Source organism: Streptomyces sp. NPDC030809, assembly GCF_055572195.1.
In genome coordinates this window covers 73,586-92,719 of sequence record NZ_JBVIDV010000011.1, presented here as the reverse complement: position 1 = coordinate 92,719, position 19,134 = coordinate 73,586, and the positions used below count along the sequence as shown (strand labels likewise).

At 75.3% G+C, this 19,134-nt stretch carries 18 protein-coding genes; 6 read left to right on the top strand and 12 right to left on the bottom strand.

Annotated elements, in window-relative coordinates; genetic code table 11:
* Positions 1-264: 264 nt before the first annotated feature.
* Positions 265-1,395: an acyl-CoA dehydrogenase family protein gene (locus tag ACZ407_RS16750; protein WP_468128824.1), complete on the bottom strand. Its 1,131-nt coding sequence runs from the start codon at positions 1,393-1,395 to the stop codon at positions 265-267.
* Positions 1,396-1,562: 167 nt separating this feature from the next.
* On the opposite strand from ACZ407_RS16750, the gene ACZ407_RS16745 reads away from it, so the two are divergent.
* Both ACZ407_RS16745 and ACZ407_RS16740 read left to right on the top strand, forming a co-directional pair.
* A complete protein-coding gene (locus ACZ407_RS16745; RefSeq protein ID WP_468128823.1) occupies positions 1,563-3,398 on the top strand; it encodes a CoA transferase in 1,836 nt (611 codons plus the stop codon).
* Positions 3,395-5,134, top strand: a complete 1,740-nt coding sequence (locus tag ACZ407_RS16740; protein ID WP_468128822.1) for a class I adenylate-forming enzyme family protein — start codon at positions 3,395-3,397, stop codon at positions 5,132-5,134. Before ACZ407_RS16745 ends, ACZ407_RS16740 begins: the two co-directional genes overlap by 4 nt.
* Positions 5,135-5,870: 736 nt before the next feature.
* On the opposite strand, the gene ACZ407_RS16735 is transcribed toward ACZ407_RS16740, so the two are convergent.
* From ACZ407_RS16735 to ACZ407_RS16725, 3 genes are read right to left on the bottom strand one after another with little or no spacing between them, the layout of a single operon-like run.
* The gene (locus ACZ407_RS16735; RefSeq protein ID WP_468128821.1) at positions 5,871-6,695 is read right to left on the bottom strand and encodes a metal ABC transporter solute-binding protein, Zn/Mn family; all 825 of its coding nucleotides are present in this window, start codon (positions 6,693-6,695) and stop codon (positions 5,871-5,873) included.
* Complete coding sequence (locus ACZ407_RS16730; protein WP_468128820.1) at positions 6,653-7,534, bottom strand: metal ABC transporter permease; 882 nt, start codon at positions 7,532-7,534, stop codon at positions 6,653-6,655. Before ACZ407_RS16730 ends, ACZ407_RS16735 begins: the two co-directional genes overlap by 43 nt.
* Positions 7,531-8,145: an ATP-binding cassette domain-containing protein gene (locus tag ACZ407_RS16725; protein ID WP_468128937.1), complete on the bottom strand. Its 615-nt coding sequence runs from the start codon at positions 8,143-8,145 to the stop codon at positions 7,531-7,533. Before ACZ407_RS16725 ends, ACZ407_RS16730 begins: the two co-directional genes overlap by 4 nt.
* Before the next feature lie 170 nt (positions 8,146-8,315).
* Between ACZ407_RS16725 and ACZ407_RS16720 the strand changes: the two genes are divergently transcribed.
* Entirely contained in the window at positions 8,316-8,933 is a 618-nt protein-coding gene (locus ACZ407_RS16720) for a DUF4240 domain-containing protein (RefSeq protein ID WP_468128819.1), read from the top strand.
* Positions 8,934-9,007: 74 nt separating this feature from the next.
* On the opposite strand, the gene ACZ407_RS16715 is transcribed toward ACZ407_RS16720, so the two are convergent.
* The 7 genes from ACZ407_RS16715 to ACZ407_RS16685 form a co-directional block, all read right to left on the bottom strand.
* Positions 9,008-9,781 carry a DUF1775 domain-containing protein gene (locus tag ACZ407_RS16715; RefSeq protein WP_468128818.1) on the bottom strand — a complete coding sequence of 258 codons (774 nt, stop codon included), beginning with the start codon at positions 9,779-9,781 and terminating at the stop codon, positions 9,008-9,010.
* 174 nt (positions 9,782-9,955) lie between these two features.
* Positions 9,956-10,357 (bottom strand): TOBE domain-containing protein, encoded by a 402-nt coding sequence (locus ACZ407_RS16710; RefSeq protein WP_468128817.1) that lies wholly within the window; start codon positions 10,355-10,357, stop codon positions 9,956-9,958.
* A gap of 116 nt (positions 10,358-10,473) precedes the next feature.
* Positions 10,474-11,040, bottom strand: a complete 567-nt coding sequence (locus ACZ407_RS16705; protein WP_468128816.1) for a DJ-1/PfpI family protein — start codon at positions 11,038-11,040, stop codon at positions 10,474-10,476.
* A gap of 147 nt (positions 11,041-11,187) precedes the next feature.
* Complete coding sequence (locus ACZ407_RS16700) at positions 11,188-11,703, bottom strand: universal stress protein (RefSeq protein WP_468128815.1); 516 nt, start codon at positions 11,701-11,703, stop codon at positions 11,188-11,190.
* A 281-nt stretch (positions 11,704-11,984) separates the two neighbouring features.
* Positions 11,985-12,761 carry a CbtA family protein gene (locus tag ACZ407_RS16695; RefSeq protein WP_468128814.1) on the bottom strand — a complete coding sequence of 259 codons (777 nt, stop codon included), beginning with the start codon at positions 12,759-12,761 and terminating at the stop codon, positions 11,985-11,987.
* 14 nt (positions 12,762-12,775) lie between these two features.
* Complete coding sequence (locus ACZ407_RS16690) at positions 12,776-13,000, bottom strand: CbtB domain-containing protein (RefSeq protein WP_468128813.1); 225 nt, start codon at positions 12,998-13,000, stop codon at positions 12,776-12,778.
* 258 nt (positions 13,001-13,258) lie between these two features.
* Positions 13,259-14,494, bottom strand: coding sequence for an APC family permease (locus tag ACZ407_RS16685; protein ID WP_468128936.1), 1,236 nt, complete (start codon positions 14,492-14,494; stop codon positions 13,259-13,261).
* Positions 14,495-14,946: 452 nt separating this feature from the next.
* Here ACZ407_RS16685 and ACZ407_RS16680 point away from each other — a divergent pair, with 452 nt between their 5' ends.
* Both ACZ407_RS16680 and ACZ407_RS16675 read left to right on the top strand, forming a co-directional pair.
* Positions 14,947-15,558: an RNA polymerase sigma factor gene (locus ACZ407_RS16680; protein ID WP_468128812.1), complete on the top strand. Its 612-nt coding sequence runs from the start codon at positions 14,947-14,949 to the stop codon at positions 15,556-15,558.
* Positions 15,542-15,892, top strand: a complete 351-nt coding sequence (locus tag ACZ407_RS16675) for a hypothetical protein (RefSeq protein ID WP_468128811.1) — start codon at positions 15,542-15,544, stop codon at positions 15,890-15,892. The genes ACZ407_RS16680 and ACZ407_RS16675 overlap by 17 nt, the downstream gene beginning before the upstream one ends.
* 485 nt (positions 15,893-16,377) lie before the next feature.
* Here the strand turns inward: ACZ407_RS16675 and ACZ407_RS16670 are convergent, their stop codons facing one another.
* Positions 16,378-16,917 (bottom strand): DM13 domain-containing protein, encoded by a 540-nt coding sequence (locus ACZ407_RS16670; protein ID WP_468128810.1) that lies wholly within the window; start codon positions 16,915-16,917, stop codon positions 16,378-16,380.
* A 724-nt stretch (positions 16,918-17,641) separates the two neighbouring features.
* On the opposite strand from ACZ407_RS16670, the gene ACZ407_RS16665 reads away from it, so the two are divergent.
* Positions 17,642-19,096, top strand: coding sequence for a vanadium-dependent haloperoxidase (locus tag ACZ407_RS16665; RefSeq protein WP_468128809.1), 1,455 nt, complete (start codon positions 17,642-17,644; stop codon positions 19,094-19,096).
* The last annotated feature ends 38 nt before the right edge of the window (positions 19,097-19,134 follow it).

Here is a 19,134-nt window from a genome sequence, read left to right as displayed (position 1 = left end):
CCACCACCACCCCCCCCACCCCCACCCCCCCCCCCCCCCTGGCGTTGGGGAGGCCTCCCCCCCCCCCCCCCCCTGCCCGGCGCCAGCCGGGGTGCCTTGGGGCTCCGCCCCAAACCCCGCTCCTCAAACGCCGGAGGGCTGGAGTTCACCCCGCCCGGTGGGCAGCCGCGGGCTGTCGTCGGGGCTCCGCCCCAAACCCCGTTGCTCAAGCGCCGGAGGGGCTGGAGTCCGCTCCGCGGGACATCGGCGTGCGGCCCTGGTCGGTTACTCGCCCTTCAGAACGCGCCGGGCCACCGCCGCAATGTGCAGTTCGTCCGGCCCGTCGAGGATGCGGGCCGCCCGCCCGGTGCGGAAGAGGGCGGGGAGGGGGGTGTCGGGACCCAGCCCCGCGGCCCCGTGGACCTGGATCGAGGCATCGGCCACCTGCTGCAGCGTGCGGGCCGCAGCCACCTTCGCGAGGCCCACCTCGATGTGCGCGTCCTGCCCGGCCGCAAGCCGGGCCACGGCCTCGTACACCAGCGGCCGCGTGGTCCGCAGCATCAGCAGAGACTCGAACAAGTGCCTTTGCACCAGCTGGAGTTCGCCGAGCGCCCCCCGGGACCGGCTCCGGGTCAGGGCCCGCTCGCGCATCAGCTCGTACGCCCGCCGCGCCTGCCCGAGCCAGCGCAGGCAGCGCAGGGTCCGGCCCAGCTGGAGCCGCTCGGCGGCGACCGCCAGCCCCTTGCCCTGCGGGCCGAGCAGGTGATCGGCCGCGACGGGCACCTCGTCGAGCCGGATCTCGTACGGACCCGCCGCGCCGAACACCGGCAGCTCCCGGACCACGCTGAACCCGGGCGCTCCGGTGGGTACGAGGAGCAGGGACAGCCCCTCGCGCTCGGGGGCGTTGCCATCGGTGCGCGCGAGGACCGTGACCAGGTCCGCCTCGGCCGCTCCGCTCGTGAACCACTTGCCCCCGCTGACCCGCCAGCCCCCGTCCGCGTCCGGCTCGGCGCGAGTGGCGGTGAGGAACGGGTCGGTCCCCGGGGTGTCCGGCTCGGTCATGGCGTAGCAGGCGCGGATCTCACCCGCGACGAGGGGGCGCACGTACTGCTCGCGGACCCGGTCGCTGCCGTGCCGTTCCAGCATCAGCACGTCGAGGAGGCTGGCCGAGCCGAGTGCGGCCGGGCCGTGGTCGCTGGCGCCCTCCACCTCGGCGATGTGCGCATAGAGCTCCAACGGCAGCCCCTGACCGCCGAGTTCCACGGGCAGCGGCAGGGCCCACAGGCCGCGTTCCCGCGCATCCGCGTGGAGTTGGGCCAGAGCGGCCGCGGCCGGCGCGCCCCCCGCGTCCAGGACCGGTTCGAGCGGCATCACCCGGTCCCGGACGAAGACCTCGACCCGCATCCTCAAGTCCATTGCCTCCGCAGGGCATTCCGGGAATCCCGCGTGCGCTGACACCACTTTCCTCCGACCTCCCGGGAACCTGCGGGAACGGTTGTCCGACTGCTTCTTGCGTGGAACTGGTCGGGGCGGACCCCCCTCCGGTTCCCGGCTCGTACCCCTGGCTTCCCACAAGGAGCGGCATGGCAGCATCATCAGCCACCCCAGACGCACTCCGGCCGCTCGACGGCCTCACCCTCGCCGGGGAGGCGGCGACCGGCCCGGGCGCCGGGCTCGCCGCGGAGCAGCTGCGCCTGCTCGGCGCCCGCCCGTCCGGCGCCAAGGACCCCCATCTCGCCGTCGGGGGCGCCGGGTTCGCTCCGGTGACCGCGCACGTGCAGTGGGCGGAGCACGGCAGCACCGGTCCGGGCGCCGAGCTGTGCGACGAGGCGACCGTACAGGCGGCGACCGGGGTCATGGAGGTGCACGGCCGCCGCGACGGCGCGCCGCGCGGGCTGGGCGCGGACTACGTGGCCGCGGCCACGGGCGTGCTCACCGTGCAGGGCGTGCTCGCGGGGCTGCTGGCCCAGGCCCGCGGCGGCACGGCCGACCTGGTGCGCACGAGCGGCGCCCGCGCCGGGCTGCTCACCGTGTCCCAGTACCTTGCGGCTGCGGGGGCCGACGAGGGCGAGGCGGCCGAACAGGCCCCCGGGGGACCGCCGTTCACCTCCGCCGAGGGCACCGTATTCGAGCTGGAGACCCTGGACCCGGGTGCCTGGGCGGCCTTCTGGCGCGCCCTCGGCGCACCCGAGCAGGCCGTCAGGTCGGGCTGGCGCCCGTTCCAGTTCCGGTACGCGACCGCCTGCGCCCCCTTCCCCGACTCCCTGCACACCGCGGCCCGCGCGAGCACGTGGGAGCGGATCCGGGCGGCGGCCGCCGCCTCCGGGGCCGAGGTGTGCCCGCTGTACGCGCCGGAGGGACGCGGGATAGCCGAGGCCCCGCCCGTCCGGCTGACCCGGTACGACGGCGGCGGGGCAGCGGACGGGAGCACGGGCGGCGGCACGGGCGAGCCCACCGGACCGGGCCGGCCGCACCGCCCGCAGCCTCCGGGCCTCTCTGCGGCCGCCCCGCTCGCCGGGATGACGGTGCTGGAGGCGGGCCGCCGGGTCCAGGCCCCCCTGGCCGCACACCTGCTGGGCCTGCTCGGGGCGGAGGTGATCCGGATCGAGCCGCCGGGCGGGGACCCGCTGCGCGGCATGCCCCCGGCCTGCTCCGGGATCTCCGCGCGCTGGCTCGCGCTCAACCGGGGCAAGAGCGCCGAGGAGGTGGACATCACCACTCCGTCGGGCCGGGACCGGCTGCGCGAACTGGCCGCCGGAGCCGATGTGTTCCTACACAACTGGGCCCCGGGCAAGGCCGCGGTGCTCGGCCTCGACCACGCGGACCTGGCTGCCGTGAACCCCGCCCTGGTGTACACGTACACCAGCGGGTGGGCGGACCGGCTGCCCGGGGCGCCGATGGGCACCGACTTCATGGTGCAGGCCCGCACCGGGGTCGGAGCCGCCGTCCGGCCCGCGGACGAGCCGCCCGCCCCCTCCCTGATGACCCTGCTCGACGTGATGGGCGGGCTGCTCGGCGCCCAGGCCGTGCTGGCCGGGCTGCTGGTGCGCGAGCGCACCGGGGCGGGGGTGCGGGCGGACTCCTCACTGCTCGGCGCCGCCGACCTCGTGACCGCGGCGGCCCGGCGGCGGGCCGCGGCGGGCGCCGATCCCCGCCCGCCGGCCGGCTTCCGGCGCCCGCTGCGCACCGCCGACGGCTGGCTCGCCGCGTCCGACGCGTGCGCCGGGGCGGCCCGTACGTACCGCGTGGACGGGCTGGACACCGCCGAGGCCGTGGCCCTGCTGCGGGCGGACGGGCTCGACGTCACGGCCGTCACCGACGACCTGCACTCCCTGCACCACGACGCACGGCTGCCCGGCCTGATCGGCCGGGACCACCACGGCGCACCTGCCGTCCCCGACCCCTGGAGCTTCGCATGACCGTCAGCCTGGACGATCTCCTGCCCGCCGCCCTCCGCCGGTCCTGGGCGGTGGACGGGTCCTGCCCCGATCTCGACGTGTACAGCCTCTACCGGGCCCGCCTGACGGCGGACCCGCACCGTACGGCCCTGCTCGACGCCAAGGGGAAGCTCTGCTACACCGCGCTGGACCGCAAGGTGCGATGTCTGGCCGCCGGGCTCGCCGGGCTCGGCATCGGCGCCGGCGAGGTGGTGGCGGTGCAGCTGCCGGCCGGGCGCAACGCCGTCATCGCGGATCTGGCGCTCGCCGCCCTGGGCGCGGTGGCCCTGCCCTTCCCGGTGGGCCGCGGCAGCCGGGAGGCGCTCTCGCTGCTGGGGCGCTCGGAGGCGGTCGCGGTGATCGCCGCGACGGAGCACCGCTCCGCGCGGCCCGCGGCGGAACTGCTGGGGCTCTCGGGTGAACTGCCCGCGCTGCGGCACGTGATCGGTGCCGGGCCGGCCGGCACGGTGCCCGAAGGCTGTGTCGCGCTGGCCGAGTTGCTGCGCACCGACCCGGGCGCGTTCACCCCGGCGCGCCCGCACCCGGACGCGCCGGTGCGGATCCTGGTGTCCTCGGGTTCCGAGGCGGAGCCGAAGATGATCGCGTACTCGCACAACGCGCTGGCCGGGGGCCGGGGGAACTTCCTGGCCTCGCTGATGCGGGAGGGGGAGCCGCCGCGCTGCCTGTTCCTGGTACCGCTGGCCTCTGCCTTCGGCAGCAGCGGCACGGCGGTGGCGCTGGCCCGGCACGGGGGCACCCTGGTCCTGCTCGACCACTTCACCCCGGACGCGGCGCTGGACGCGATCGCGGAGCACGCGCCCACCCATGTGCTGGGGGTGCCCACGATGGTCCGCATGATGCTGGACCGGCTGGCCGAGCAGCCGCGCGAACTGCCTGCGCCCACCGCCCTGGTCCTGGGCGGAGCGCCCCTCGACGCGGCGACGGCCGCCGAGGCGCGGAAGGCCTTCGGCTGCGCGGTGGTCAACCTGTACGGCTCGGCCGACGGGGTCAACTGCCATACGGGTCTGGCGGGTGGGCCGGATGCGGCCGAAGGACAGGATGCGGGGTCTGCGGTGGAGGGTGACGGATCCTCAACTGGTGTTACTGGTACGGGTGATGGCAGGACACCGGCCCGCGGCATGCGGATCGGGCGGCCCGACCCGCGGGTGACGGAGATCCGCATCGTGGCGCCGGGCGCACCGGACACGGAGGCCGAACCGGCCGGTTCCGTGGGGGAGATCCTGGCCCGGGGGCCGATGTCCCCGCTGTGCTACGTCGGCGACCCCGGCCTCAACGAGCGCTACCGCACCCCGGGGGGCTGGGTCCGCACCGGGGACCTGGGACTGCTGGAGGAGGACGGCACGCTGCGGGTGGTGGGGCGGCTGAAGGACGTGGTGATCCGCGGCGGGGCCAACATCAGCCCGGCCGAGGTCGAACTCGCCCTGGCGGGACACCCGTGGGTGCGGGACGTGATGTGCGTGGGGGTGGCCGATCCGCTGATGGGCGAGCGGCTGGCGGCCTGCGTGGTGGTGCGCGAAGGAGCTCCGGTGCCGGGGCTGGCGGACCTGGGGGCGTACCTCGACAGCCGGGGCCTGGAGCCGCGCAAGCACCCGGAGCGGCTGGTGGTGCTCCCCGAACTGCCCCTGACCCCCGCGGGCAAGCCGGACCGCGCCCTCCTGAAGGAACGATTCGGCACGACGGCAACCCAGCCGGTGTAGCCGACCGCCCGGGGGCGAAAGCCCCCGGGCCACCCCGAAGGGGCCGCCGGAATCCTTCCGGACGGCCCCTTCGCCCTTCCTGCGCGAACTCCCGCACGGCCACGCGCCAGGGCGCCACACACTGACACCCCCGCAGGCCCCGGGCCGGAGCACTCCCCGCCCCCATCCCGCCCGCACCGCCGCTGGCCCTGTCCCCCGCAGGCCAGGCAGCCTTCGGCGGGGACGACCTTGGGGCGGGCGCGGGCGAGCAGGGGCTCGGACGGGGAGCCGCCGGCGGCGAGCAGGGGCTCGGATGGGAGAGCCACCCGGCGGGCAGCCGCCGGAGGGAGCCCTCTGCGGCAGCCGGGTGATGGAGGGGATGGCCCCCGACGGCAGGCGGCCTCAAGGACGGACGCCACCCCACGGCGGACCTGCCCCCGGCCCGGGACGAGGTGGCCGCTGAGGCGCCGGGGCCGGGGCAGAGTCCCGAATCCGGCCGGGCATGCCCCGGAACGGACACCCCCGGGGGCGGGCAGCCCGCGGGAGGGGAGACCAGATGCCGCCGGTGCGGGCAGACCCCGGACAGTCCCCGGGCGGACGCCCCCCGGGCCGGGAGATCCCGAGACGGACGCCGAGGGGGTAGACCTGAGAAGGCGAGCCCACCGCGGGCGGGCCGCGGGGAAGGGCGGGCCCGGTCGGCCCGCCGCCAGGTGCCGGCCCCGCGGGGCGGGGGGCCCGAAGCCCCCCGCGGGCCCGGTCAGGAGCCGGCCAGTGCCTTGGTGATCTCGTCGGCGGCCTTGCGGTAGACGCTCAGCAGGTCCAGGTCGGCGCCCGGGTAGTTGACGATCTCCAGCTGCTCGGCGCCGGCGCCGGGCAGGACCTCGCCGGTGGTCATGTGCGCGTTGTCGAACACGAACGCCGGCTTTTTCGCGCTCAGTTCGGCCAGCTGCCCCGGCGTGACGGCCTCGGGCCCGTACGTGCCGACCAGCCCCGCCCCGGCCATCTTCGCCGACCAGGTGGTGAACACCTGTGCCACCACCTGCGGTTGGCGGCCGCCCGGCCACGCGGCCCGGAGCCGCGCGGTGAGCTTCGCGTACTCCGCCTTGAAGCCGGTCTGCCATCGACCGGCCTGCGCCGAAGTGCCGAACTTCGCACCCAGCCTGCCCACTTCGGCGGCGGTCTTGTCCGCGTCGTTGTCCAGGGCGACCTCGACCAGTTCGGCCTTGGACCCGGCCGCCTCCTTGATCTTCCCGGCGTACGGCTCGAACGGCGCGTACAGCACGAAGTCCGCCTTGGCCACGGCCGCCAGGTCGGACGGCTTCGGGTCGTAGTCGGGGGCGTGCTGCACCGACTGCGGCACGATGACGGTGACGTTCTCGGCCCCGGCCGCCTTGGCGAGGGCGCCCTCCCAGGTGGTGGTGACCACGACCACGGGCCCGTCGGCCGGACGGCCGGAGCCCTGTCCCCCGGCGGCCGGCCGGTCTTCGGACGCGCCGTCCGCCGAGCCGCCGCAGCCCGAGACCAGGGCGAGGCTCGCGGTCAGTGCGAGGAGGGGAGCGATACGGCCGCGGGTGCGCGCCATGAGGTGGTTCTCCGTTCGGGTACGAGATGGACGGCGAGGACGACGGCCCCCGCAGCGAGGACGAGGACGGGCCCGGGGGGCCAGTCCAGGGACAGGGCGATCAGGAAGCCGGCGACGTTGACGAGGACCCCGATGCCGACGGCCCACAGGGTGATCGACCGCAGCGAGGTCCCGAGCCGGCGGGCCGCGAGGGCGGGCAGCAGGGTCAGCGCGTCGACCAGCAGCGCGCCGGTCAGTTTGATGGCCCCGGCGACGGCCACCGCCACCAGCACGAGCAGGACGAGGGTGAGCCGTTCCACCGCGACCCCGGAGGACTGGGCGAGCTCCCGGTCGTAGAGGAGCAGCGCCAGGTCGCGCCGCCGCCACCAGAACAGGGCGGGCACGGCCACGGCCAGGACGCCGACGAGGACCAGGTCCGCGGTGCCCACGGCCAGGATGGAGCCCCACAGCAGGGCGAAGGCACCGGCCGCGTTGACCCCCGACACGGCCAGGAGCAGCAGGGCCGCCGCGATCGCGAGGCTCATCAGCAGCCCCATCGCCCCGGACAGCCCGTCGGGGGTCCGGGCCAGCGGCGCCACCCCGGCGCCCCCGAGCGCGCACGCGACGAGCGCGCAGACCATGGGGTCGATGCCGGTCAGCAGCCCGACGGCGATGCCGAACAGGGCCACGTGCATCATCGCGAACCGCACCGGCATGATGTCGAGCCCGACGATCACCACGCCCACCACCGGCAGCCCGACGGCGGCCAGCAGCAGCGCGAACCCGGCCCGCTGCACGGGCACCAGCCGGAGCAGTTCGGCGAGGTCGGCGGCGAGGACCACCGGGGGCGCGGCGCTCACGCCACCTCCCGCAGACTGCCGGCGGCCATCTCCAGTACGCGGTCGCAGCGATGGGCGAGCGACCGGTCGTGGGTGACGACGACGAGGGTCACGGGCAGCGAGAGCAGCACGTCGGCGGCCTCCTCCTGCCCCTGGAAGTCCAGGGCGGCCGTGGGTTCGTCGGCCAGCAGCACCCCGGCGCCGGCGGCCACGCAGCCCACCGCCCGCGCCAGGTACATGCGCTGCAACTGACCGCCGGACAACGTGTGCAGCCCGCGGTCCACGAGCTCTCCGACGCCCAGCTTCGCGGCGGCCTCGCGGGCCTCGGCGGGGGCACCGGAGCTGTCGAGCAGTTCGCCGCCGCCGAGCGGGAACCGCCCGGCGGCCGGCTTCTGCGGGATCCAGGCGCAGGCGCGCCGCCGCCAGGCCCACTCGGAGGGGGAGCCGGCGGTGCGGCCACCGACCCGGATCTCGCCGCCGACCCCGCGGTGCAGGCCGAGCACCGCCCTCAGCAAGGTGGTCTTCCCCGAGCCGTTGGTGCCCGTGAGGGCCACCCGCAGGCCGGGTTCGATGTCCAGGTCCACCCCGCGTACGGCGTCCAGCCGGCCGTGTCGGCAGCCGACCCCGCGCATCCGTATCCCGAGGGGTGCCGGCTCCTCCGGCCGGCCCGGCTCCTGTGTGCGATCCATTGCGTCCGCCCCGCCTCCGCGCCGCGCGTGTGTGCATGCTTCGCCACAGAGGTCGGACCGGACCGCCTTGCGGTTCCCGGGCGTTGTCAGAGCCGTGTGCCACGCTCCGGCACATGGACAGGGAACAGTTCTGGAAGCTGATCGACGAGGCGCGCGCCCAGGAGCCGGCCGGTGCCGGGGCCGGTGCGGTGGCGGAGCGCGCCGCGGCACTGCTGGCCGTACTGCCGGTGGCGGAGATGGCCGCGACCCAGCAGGTGCTGTGGGACCTGCTGGGCGAGTCGTACCGCAGTCCGCTGTGGGCCGCGGCCCACCTGGTCAACGGCGGCTGCTCGGACGACGGCTTCGACTGCTTCCGGGGCTGGCTGATCGTGCAGGGGCGGGAGGCCTTCGAGGCGGCGGTGGCCGATCCGGACACCCTCGCGCGCCTGCCGGCCGTGCGCGACGCGGCCCGCGAGCGCCTGGAGCTGGAGTGCGGGCAGGCCCTCGCCCTGGCCTGGCGCGCCCACCGGGCCCGCACCGGCGAGGACCTGCCGTCGGGCACCCTCAGGATCAGCTACCCGCCGCTGGACCCGGCCTGGGACTTCGACTACGCCGACACCACGGAACTGGCCCACCGCCTCCCGGCGTTGGCCCGCCTGTACGGGCTCCCCCCGAGTCGACCGGCCGGGGCGGACTCGGGCCCCGCCCGCCCGCGACCCGCAGGGGCAAGACCAAGCCCCGCCAGGGGGTAGCCCCCAGCCCCCTGGGGCCGGGGGAGGTCGAGGCGCGGGGGCCGGGGGCGGAGCCCCCGGAGGTCTGGGCGGGGTCAGGCCCCGCTCCCCCGCCGCCGCACCAGGAAGACCGCAGCGCCTGCGAGCACGACCGCCCCGACCCCGATCCCGGCCCAGGCCCCGCCCGACAGCCCCCCGTCGACGTCGGCCTCCTTCGCCCCGCTCCCCTTACCGCCCTTCGCCATGGCCGCGGGCTTCGGCGGCACAGCCGGGGATCCGGAGGCGGCAGGCACCGCGGACGGCGCGGACGGCGCGGGCGGCGCAACCCGCCGCACCGCCTTCGCCCCGGGCAGCGCCGCCTGGAGCCGGAGCACGGGCGCCGGGTTCCCGCCGCCCTCCCCCGTCTCGATCCAGCGGTCCACCTTCCCGTCCCCGTAGGTCTGGAGGGTCTTGAAGGCCAGCTCCTTCGCGTCCGGCAGCTGCCGCACGGTGACCGCGTAGGAGGCGCTCTCCCCGACGTCCAGCACCGGTCCCTTGACCGTGTAGCCGTCGGCACCCTGGACGAGGGTCCAGCCCTTCGGGCCCTTGGCGTAGGTGACGTCGGCGGGCTCGATGCCCTTCGGCAGCACCACGCGCAGGGAGCTGATGCCCGCGCTGTCGGACTCCGACTCGGCCTCGAAGGTGAGCGTCACGTTCTCGGCCAGGGCCCGCGCCCCCTCGGCCTCGACCTCGACGTGCGCGGCCGCGGGCCCCGCGGCGAGCACCACGGCGGCAGCCGCTCCGGCCGCCGCGAGGACGGCCCGGCTGCGGGCCGGGCGGAACGTACGGGTGCGCGTGCGGCTGCGGCTGGGGGTGCTGGTGCTGGACATGCGGACTCCGGCGGACTCGGTTGCGGGCTGACGCGGGACGGATGGGTACGACGGTCGGATCATCATCGGCCATCCGGGGGGCCGCGCAGCAGGGGGTCACGACATCTTGACCAGGTCCGGGGTGCCCGCGCGGTCCGGGGCGGGTCCAGGCGGTCCAGGCAGGTCCGGGGCCGGTCAGACGAGGTCGACGTGGACGTTCGTGGACTTCACCCGGGCCGTCGCCTGCATGCCGACCTCCAGGCCCAGCTCCTCCACCGCTTCGCGCGTGAGCAGCGACACCAGCCGGTGCGGTCCCGCCTGGATCTCGACCTGGGCGGCGACGTCCCCGAGCTTGACCGCGGTGACGATGCCCGGGAAGGCGTTGCGTACGGAGGTCCGCTCCGGCTCGTCCTCGTCCGCGCCGCTCCCGCCCTGGGCCAGCTCGACCGCGAAGGCCGCGAGGTCCCGTCCGTCGATCAGCCGGCGTCCGGAGTCCTCCCGGTACGTGGTCACCCGTCCGGCGTCGGCCCAGCGGCGCGCGGTGTCGGGGCTCACGCCGAGCAGCCGGGCCGCCTGTCCAATGGTGTATTGCTGCATGCGCGCCAGAGTAGGCGCCGCCCGCCCCGGATCCGCCGCCGCCCCGCGGCCGCGGGCAACGGGGGCCGCCCCCGCCGCCCGGACGGGGTCGCCCGGCCGGCAGGGGCGGATCCGGCTCAGCCCAGCGGCGCCTTCGACCGCAGGACGGTCAGGAACTCGCGCATCCAGCGCGAGTGGTCGGGCCAGGCACGGGCCGACACGAGGGTGCCGTCGACGACCGTCTCGGAGTCCTCGAACTCCGCTCCGGCGGCCTTCATGTCCGGGGCCAGCGCCGGGTAGGCGGTGACCCGGCGGCCGCCGAGCGCGCCGACGGCGGCCGTGAGCAGCGGGCCGTGGCAGATCTGCGCGACCGGCTTGTCCGAGTCCCCGAAGGCGGTGAGGATCCGCTGCACCTCGGGGTCGTTGCGCAGGTACTCGGGCGCCCGCCCGCCGGGGATCACAAGGGCGGCGTACTGCCCCGGGTCCACCTCGGAGAAGGCGAGGTCGGCGGGCCAGGTGTAGCCGGGCTTCTCGGTGTAGGTGTCGAAGCCGTCCTCGAAGTCGTGCACGACGAACCGCAGTTTCTTGCGCGAGGGCGCGGCGATGTGGACCTCGTAGCCTTCCTCGCGAAGCCGCTGGTACGGGTAGAGGACCTCCAGCGACTCCGCCGCGTCGCCGGTCACGATGAGGATCTTCGCTGCCATGGGCTGCTCCCGGTAGGGCTGTTCACGAACCTCGGGGCCGTTGCGGCCAGGACCACCCTGCCCGTGCCGGGCCCGTTCGCCAAGAGGGCCTCCACCCGGTTCCGTACGCCCCGCACCGCCGCGCCCGCCCGCGCGCCCCCGGGCCGGTCAGGGCACCAGGTCGCGCACGTCGAGCGGGATCCGCCACGCGTTGCGGCGGCGTACGGCGTCCAGGTCGGCCTGGAGCGGGCTGGGCGGCACCGCCAGGACCGGGCAGGGCGCGTGCGCCATGCAGTACCGGGCCACCGAGGGGCGCAGCGCGCGCAGCAGCCTCCCGCGCCGGCCGGTGCCGACGACGAGCAGGTCCCCGGAGTCGCGGACCGAGTCCACGAGGGCGGCGCCCGCGGTGCCGCGTACGGTCATCCCGGTCGAGGCCACCCCCGGACCGCCCGCACCGAAGGCGGTGTCGAGGGTTTCCAGGAGCCGTTCGGCGGCCGTCGCCCTGCATCCGGCGACCATCGGCGTGCCCGTGGCGTGCCGGCCGACGAATCCGCCGCCTGGCGGCGTCCAGGCCAGCACCACCCACAACTCGGCGCCGAGGACCCGTGCCTCGGCGGCCCCCCGGTGCAGGGCCGCCACACTCCCCAGCGAACCGTCCGTACCCACCACGACCCGTGGCTGCATCGCTCCGCCCTCCTGCTCGTCTCCTCGCGCGTCCATGGAACTGCGCCGATCGAACAGGAAGCAGCTTTAATGATGCTCTTCTGACGCCGGAGCGGAATTCCCGTACGAGTTCCTGACGGGGCGCAGGCGCAGGACGGGGCCGGGCCGGGGGCCTCGACGCACGCGCGCAGCACCCCTGGCCGCGACCTCCGCGGCCTCCGCGGCCGCCGCAACGCACGCGTGCCGGGTTCCGGGCGCGCCCCCGGAACCCGGCACGTGTGGTGCGCGGCGTGTGAAGACCGTCAGGCCCCTACGGGCTCCGGCTCGCTGTCCGCCGGCTGCCGGGCCGCAGCGGGCTCCTGCGGGACCAGCAGGCGCTGCGCGAGGTGGCCGAAGAACAGGCCGAACGAGGCCCACAGCAGGGCCTGGATCCCCAGGGAGGCGATCCGGAAGTCCCACAGGACGGTCGCCGGGAAGCCCTCGGGGGTGTTGTCCGCGGCGGGCAGCACGGTCGAGACCACCGCCATGGCGAGGACGAAGGCCGCGACGGCGCCCGAGGCGGCGGCCCAGGGCTCCAGCTGCCGGGACAGGCGCCGGTGGAGCACCACCGCGGCGGCGCCCAGCAGCACGCTGAGCGCGATCATGCCGAAGTAGAGCACGGTCCGCTCGTTGAGCGTGTCGGGGTCGCCGACGGCCGGCGGGTTCGCCGGGTACTTGAGCGAGGGCACCAGGCAGGTGGTCACGAAGGCGGCGCCCGCCACCAGCCCCGCGGTGCCGCGGGGGGTGATCCGGCCGATCCGGCCGAGGGCGAAGCAGTAGGCCAGTGCGGCGATCCCGCCGACGGCCACGCCGAAGACGAGCATGGCCGTGGCCAGGCCGAGGGTGGCCTGCACGGCCCGGCTGACGGGCTCGGGGCCGCCGCCACCGCCGTGGTGGGCGGCGTGCGCCTCCTCGAAGGCGATCGACGCGTCGACGGGGCCCTCACCGATGAGCCAGGCCAGCCCGAAGGCGAGCACCCCGGCCGCGAGGCCGGCGAGCATGCCGCGCACCAGGAGGGCGCGTACGGTTGCGGAGTTCACGGTCTTCCCCCGGTTCAGTGGCAGGGGAAGCCGAGCAGGTGCCGGCCGTCGTGGACCCACTCGTGCACGCCCTCGCCGGAGAAGAGGGCCGTGGCCCCCTGCTCGGCGCCGACGAAGTACAGCAGGACCAGCATGAGCACGCCGACGAAGGCGGCCCAGGGCAGCACGGCCTTGAGCGGAAGCGGTCCCGCGGCGAGCGGAGTTGCGGCAGGGGTGGGCGAAACGGTGGACGACGCCACGGCGGAACCTCCTCGGGAACACGCGTCCCGTTCGATGGAGCACACGACGACGGCGCCGGGTCTGACTCGCCGCGCGGGATCCGGGACCCCTGCGGCACACAGTGGCGCGACCGTGCCGGGCTTGCACCGGACTTCCGTCACACCGTCGTCTCTACTTGTCGACGCAGAACGTACCGGTCGGCCGCCCTGCGGCCAAGCCCCGGACGATCATCGTGAGCAGCTCCACACGCGTTCTCCGGCCCGGCTCCGGCGGAGGGCTCAGCTCCGGCGGGCGCCGGCCCGCCGCCGGATCCCGTACGCGGCGGCCCCGGCGGCCAGTACGGCGGCCCCGGTGACCACCGAGGAGGCGGGCAGCGCGAAGGCCAGGGCGAGGCAGCCGGCCAGTCCGGCGGCGGGGACGATGCGGGCGGGCCGTCCTTCCTCCCCGGTCAGCGTCCAGGCGGAGGCGTTCGCCACGGCGTAGTACACCAGCACACCGAAGGAGGAGAACCCGATGGCCGCGCGCACGTCGGCCGTCGCGGCGAGCACGGCCACGACGGCGCCCACGGCGAGCTCGGCCCGGTGCGGTACGCCGAACCGGGGGTGCACCGCCGCCAGTACGTGCGGCAGGTGCCGGTCCCGGGCCATGGCCAGGGTGGTGCGCGAGACGCCGAGGATCAGCGCGAGCAGCGAGCCGAGGGCCGCGAGGGCCGCACCGGCGCGGACCACCGGCGCCAGTCCCTCCGCCCCGGCGGCCCGCGCCGCGTCCGACAGCGGGGCAGCGCTCCGCGCCAGCTCCTCCGGCCCGAGCACGGCGAGGACGGCCACCGCGACCAGGGCGTAGACCACGAGGGTGATGCCGAGCGCGACCGGCACGGCCCGCGGGATCGTGCGGGCGGGGTCGCGGACCTCCTCGCCGAGGGTGGCGATGCGCGCGTATCCGGCGAAGGCGAAGAACAGCAGGCCGGCGGCCTGGAGCACCCCGCCGGGCGTCGCGTCGGAACCGATCGCGAGCCGGGCCGCGCCGGCGGCCTCCGAGGTCAGGGCCGCGACCACGACGGCGGCCAGCACGGCGAGGACGGCGGCGACGATCAGCCGCGTCAGCAGCGCCGACTTCTGCACGCCCACGTAGTTCACGGCGGTCAGCGCCACGACGGCCGCGACCGCCACCGCGTGCGCCTGCCCCGGCCACGCGTACGAGCCGACCGTCAGGGCCATCGCGGCGCATGAGGCGGTCTTGCCGGTGACGAAGGCCCAGCCGGCGAGGTGGCCCCAGAACTCCCCGAGCCGCTCACGGCCGTACACGTAGGTGCCGCCGGAGGCGGGGTGGCGGGCGGCCAGCCGGGCGGACGAGGTGGCGTTGCAGTACGCGACCACGGCCGCGAGCCCCAGCCCGAGGAGCAGCCCCGAACCGGCCGCGCGAGCCGCCGGGGCGAGGGCGGCGAACACGCCCGCCCCGATCATCGAGCCCAGTCCGATCACGACCGCGTCCCCGACCCCCAGCCGACGCTGCATCCCGCCCGGACCGCCCGCCGCCGCGTGCTCTCCCACGTCCTTCACCCTCTCCCCTGAACCGCGGACCGGCCCGAACCCCGGGCCGGGCCGACCCTAACGCCCGCGGACGGCGGGCCGCGCGCCGCGTCCGGGGGACGGACTCGGGACGGGCTGCGGACGGGCCTCGAACGGACTCCGGGCGGACTCCGGGCGGACTTCGGGCGGACTTCGGGCGGACCTGAATCCTTTCCGGGCCTCCCCGCCTCTTGTGTGCGTACCGGCCGGAGACACCGGCCGCACCGGAAGGGAACATCCATGATGATCACCAGTGTCGTCGTGATCGGAGTCCTGCTCATGGGCGCGTGCAGCTGGCACCTGATGCGCCGCTACAAGAGCCGCGGCTGACGCCCGTACGCACACCCGCCCGCAGGCCCGCACGCACCCCGCACGCACCCTCCGAGGATGAGCAGCGCATGAACCGACACTTCTCCTGGCCCGACGACCGGCTGATCAGGGCCGCCCAGGACGGCGACGTCGCCTCGCTCACCACCGTCGTCTTGGAATCGCAGCCCCATGTGCGCAAGTTCGCCCTGTCGCTGTGTGCCACTCCGCAGGACGCGGAGGACGCGGCGCAGGAGGCGCTGATCATCCTCTACCGGAAGATCGGCAGCCTGCGGGCCACCGGCGCCCTGGCCTCGTGGATGTTCCGGATCGTGCGCAACGAATGCCTCCGGCAGGTACGGCTGCTCGTCGCGCGGGGCGACGGCCCGCCGGCCGGTCCGGAGGCGCCCGAGGAACCGTCCGCGGAGCACGCGGTGCTGCGCCGCCTGGAAGCGGAGCGGATCGCGGCCGCGGTCGGGGCGCTGCCCCCCGACCAGCGGCAGGTCCTGATCATGCGTGACGTGCAAGGCCTGCCGGGCCGGGCCGTCGCCGATGCGCTCGGACTCAGCACGGCCGCGATGAAGTCCCGCCTGCACCGGGCCCGTGCCGCCCTGCGCCTCGCCCTCGCGGCACCCGCCCCCACTCCCGCGCGGCCCCACGGCCGCCCGTCCGAAGGAAGCCCGCACCATGAACACGACCATTGACCCGGCCACGGCGACCGCACCCGCCCGCACGTTCGCCAGCAAGTCCGTCGCCCGCCACCTGGCCCGCGGCGCCCTCGGCTTCGGGCTGATCATCGGCTCCATCGCCCTGGTGCCCACGGCCGGACCGGCCGTCCTGCTGGCGGCCCCGCTCTCCCTGATCGCCTTCCGCGGCTGCCCCACCTGCTGGATGGTCGGCCTGGCCCAGACCGTCTCCCGAGGCCGCCTGGAACGCCAGTGCTCGGACGGGGTCTGCACCCTCGCCAGGGCGCAGCCGACGCCGGCGCCCGCCCCGGACCCGCCCACCCGGACCGACGCCCCGGCGCCGCTGACCTAGGCCCTGCCCGCCACCGCCCCATTTCACGTCAACTCACCCGATACCCCGAAGAGTTATCCGTTTCTGACCTGTGTTCGGGAGACCTGCCATTCGCCTGACGGCCCTGGGTGAAGCCGGCGGCCGCGGCCCCTGGACCGCGGCCGCCGAGATCCGGCTGAGCGGACCGGCCGACCCGGCCGTGCACGGCGCGTGGGACCGGATCACCGGATTCCCGCCGGTGCCGGTGGCGACCGCCGTGCCGCCCGGGGACAAACTGCCGGCCTGGTCCGCGTACGCCGCCGACCGGTTCGGCGGCAGCATCGGCTACACCCGGACCGCGGTCCTGGACCTGAAGACCGGGAGGGTCACCCAGCGCCGCATCGACGGCACCGTCCACGACATGTCCTGCCCGGGCACAGCCGTGCTTGGCCGACGGCCGCGTCCACACGACGCGGCTGCACTCCCGGCTCGCGCCGGTGCACCGCGGGCGGTCGGCCGTCCCCGGGTCAGGCGCGGGCGAGCGACGCGGCGCCGAAGGAGACGTCGAACCGGTCGCACCAGATGCTGACGCTCCGGTATGCCGACCAGTCGAGGTCCGCGGGCAGCGGGTAGTTCTGGTCGCCCTTGTTGCCCTTCAGCCTGGCGAGGTTGACGTACCGTCCGTCGTCGAAGAGCCTCCAGCCCGCCGTGCCCTCCTTGACGGGGGCATCGCTCAGCCAGACGCGCACATCGGGACCGCTGCTCGTGTCCAGGCCTTCGAGACGGAGCGTGTGGGTGCCGTCCGCAAGCCGGATGATCTTCACCGTGCCCGTGGTGCGGTGCTCGTGGCTGATGAACGCGCCCTGCGCCACGGTGACCGGCCCGGCGGGCGCAGAAGCAGCCGGCGCAGAAGCAGCCGGCACGTTCGCCTTCCCGTTCCCGGTCGGCAGCGCCTCGTGCACGGTCTCGTCCACCCACAGGGCCCACGGCTGGAACCACGCCAGCCCCGCGGTCACCACTCCCAGCCCCACCACCACGACCGCCGCCCACCACTTCTTCCTCACCACGCCCGCCTTCCCCACCTTCTCTTCGCCCTCCCCCCATCCAACGCGACCGCCCGGCCGCCCGACAGCCCCACCCTGATGACGAAAGTCTTACGCCGGCGGGTGTGTCCACCGCTCCGCATCGGGCGTGGCACCGGTACGCGCGGGGTCGGGCCTCGGGTCTGCCCGGCCGGACGGCTCCGGTCGCCCGAAATCCGTTGCGGGGAAGGGGGTTTGGGTCCGCGCATGGCGGACACACGCGTCGTTGACGGCGGTACGTCTCGCCAGGCCGGCGCACCTCGCGGCCGGCGACCGCAGGGCGGCATCCCTCTTCCCCCTGGGGGTGCGGCCCTGCGGGCCGACGTCGCGGCACTGCTGCGTCATCCCGCCGCAGGCACAGCCCGCGGCCGTGCGCCCGCACCTCCCCGCGGTCCCGGCCGGGCCAGGCCCCCGGCGGCCGCTGGCCACACAGCGACCCCCGGGCCGGCGGCGGGACGACCGCCGGCCGAGCCGTCCGCCGGTGCCCCGGCCGCACGCGGAGTCGGGGTGCGTTTCGGAACGGCGGGGTTCAGGGATGCCGACATGTCCGATCCGTGCACGGAGGGTTCACGCCTTCCGCAGGCCCGGGACCGGCCATTCCGCGCGGGTGTCCGCTTTGGTCCATGCCAAGGGGGCCTTGCACACGCCATGATCACGCCGCCGCCGCTCCGGCGGACATTGACACATGTGTGATCAGGGGGACCGAGTCATGCCCGAAAACGCCCGCACCACCCGTGGCCTCACCCGGACGTGGCGCCGCGGGTCGGCCGCGGCGGCCGTGCTGGCGGCGACCGCAAGCATCCTCACGGTCGCCCCGCAGCCCGCCCATGCCGCGCTGCCGGCGCAGTCGATCGCCGACCCGGTGCACTACTGGAACGACGTGCTGCAGGACCTCTTCCGGAAGACGGGCGGCGGCCCGGTCCCGATGACCCGCGCGGCCGCCATGATGAACGCTGCGATCTACGACGCGGAGAGCTCGTACCAGCTGAAGTGGAAGGGTCGGATGACCTCCGAGGAGTACATCCACGCGGAGAAGTACGCGGGATGGCTCGAGGGGCCCGACGAGGAGGAACGGGTCATCGGGCGCACCGCGTACAACATCCTGCTCAACCTCTACGGCCTGAACCGGCCCGACAGGAACGCGCCCGACTTCACGGCCTACCTGGACAAGCGCTTCCACGACCGCTTCGGCAGCAGCCCGAAGGACTTCGACATCCTGGACACGACCGTCGTCGGCCCGATGGTCAAGCAGATGATGGACGCCCGTACCGGGGACGGCTCGGACGACAAGCAGGCCTACACGGGCGACAACAGGCCCGGTGCCTGGCGGCCGACCGGCTACCCCGACATGCCCGACCCCAAGTGCCAGGTGGACGGCGACGCGGTCAACCCCTTCTGGGGCCAGGTCAAGCCGTTCTCCCTCAGCTCCGGCTCGCAGTTCCGGCCCACCACGCTCGCGCAGTACGGCACCTACGAGAACCTCGTCGCCAGCCCCGAGTACAAGGCCCAGGTCGACGCCGTCCGCCGAGCCGGCGCGGCCGCCCCCACGGCCGCCACACCGGTGATCAACCGCACCCCGGACCAGCTGAACGCCGCCTGGTTCTGGGCCAACGACAACGACCTGACGTACAAGCCTCCGGGGCACATGCTCCAGGCCACCCGCGAGGTCGCCAAGGCCCGGGGGCTGAGCACCTACGCCAACGCCCGGCTCTTCGCGCTCGTCTCGATCGCCCTCGCCGACACCGGCATAGCCGTGCGCGACGCGAAGTTCTCCACCCCTATCGACCTGTGGCGGCCGGTCTCGGCGATCCGCGAGGGCGGCCTCGACGCCCAGTGGAAGCCGCTCCTGAAGAACAACGACGGCGTCAACGCCAACCCGTGCTTCCCCGCCTACGTCTCCGGCCACGCCTCCTTCGGCGGGGCCTGGGCGGGCATCATGAAGCGCTACTTCGGAAGCGACAACATCGCCTTCGACCTCACCACCGACGAGCCCCTCGCCCCCGTCAAGCAGCGCCACTTCACCAGCTTCAGCGCCGCCGCCAAGGAGGACGCGGACAGCAGGATCTGGCTCGGCGTCCACTACCCGTGGGACGCCGCCGACGGCCTCACCCTCGGCGACAAGGTCGCCGGCCAGGTCTTCGCCACCAGGCTCCGCGCCCTGTGACACCCGCCGCCGCGGGGCCCGAGCCGGTGTTCCGGCGC

Bases quoted from the DNA above. Each gene is read 5' to 3' on its own strand.
- ACZ407_RS16750 (WP_468128824.1), bottom strand. From the start codon at position 1,395: ATGGACTTGAGGATGCGGGTCGAGGTCTTCGTCCGGGACCGGGTGATG.
- ACZ407_RS16745 (WP_468128823.1), top strand. From the start codon at position 1,563: ATGGCAGCATCATCAGCCACCCCAGACGCACTCCGGCCGCTCGACGGC.
- ACZ407_RS16740 (WP_468128822.1), top strand. From the start codon at position 3,395: ATGACCGTCAGCCTGGACGATCTCCTGCCCGCCGCCCTCCGCCGGTCC.
- ACZ407_RS16735 (WP_468128821.1), bottom strand. From the start codon at position 6,695: ATGGCGCGCACCCGCGGCCGTATCGCTCCCCTCCTCGCACTGACCGCG.
- ACZ407_RS16725 (WP_468128937.1), bottom strand. From the start codon at position 8,145: ATGCGCGGGGTCGGCTGCCGACACGGCCGGCTGGACGCCGTACGCGGG.
- ACZ407_RS16720 (WP_468128819.1), top strand. From the start codon at position 8,316: ATGGACAGGGAACAGTTCTGGAAGCTGATCGACGAGGCGCGCGCCCAG.
- ACZ407_RS16715 (WP_468128818.1), bottom strand. From the start codon at position 9,781: ATGTCCAGCACCAGCACCCCCAGCCGCAGCCGCACGCGCACCCGTACG.
- ACZ407_RS16710 (WP_468128817.1), bottom strand. From the start codon at position 10,357: ATGCAGCAATACACCATTGGACAGGCGGCCCGGCTGCTCGGCGTGAGC.
- ACZ407_RS16705 (WP_468128816.1), bottom strand. From the start codon at position 11,040: ATGGCAGCGAAGATCCTCATCGTGACCGGCGACGCGGCGGAGTCGCTG.
- ACZ407_RS16700 (WP_468128815.1), bottom strand. From the start codon at position 11,703: ATGCAGCCACGGGTCGTGGTGGGTACGGACGGTTCGCTGGGGAGTGTG.
- ACZ407_RS16685 (WP_468128936.1), bottom strand. From the start codon at position 14,494: ATGCAGCGTCGGCTGGGGGTCGGGGACGCGGTCGTGATCGGACTGGGC.
- ACZ407_RS16680 (WP_468128812.1), top strand. From the start codon at position 14,947: ATGAACCGACACTTCTCCTGGCCCGACGACCGGCTGATCAGGGCCGCC.
- ACZ407_RS16675 (WP_468128811.1), top strand. From the start codon at position 15,542: ATGAACACGACCATTGACCCGGCCACGGCGACCGCACCCGCCCGCACG.
- ACZ407_RS16665 (WP_468128809.1), top strand. From the start codon at position 17,642: ATGCCCGAAAACGCCCGCACCACCCGTGGCCTCACCCGGACGTGGCGC.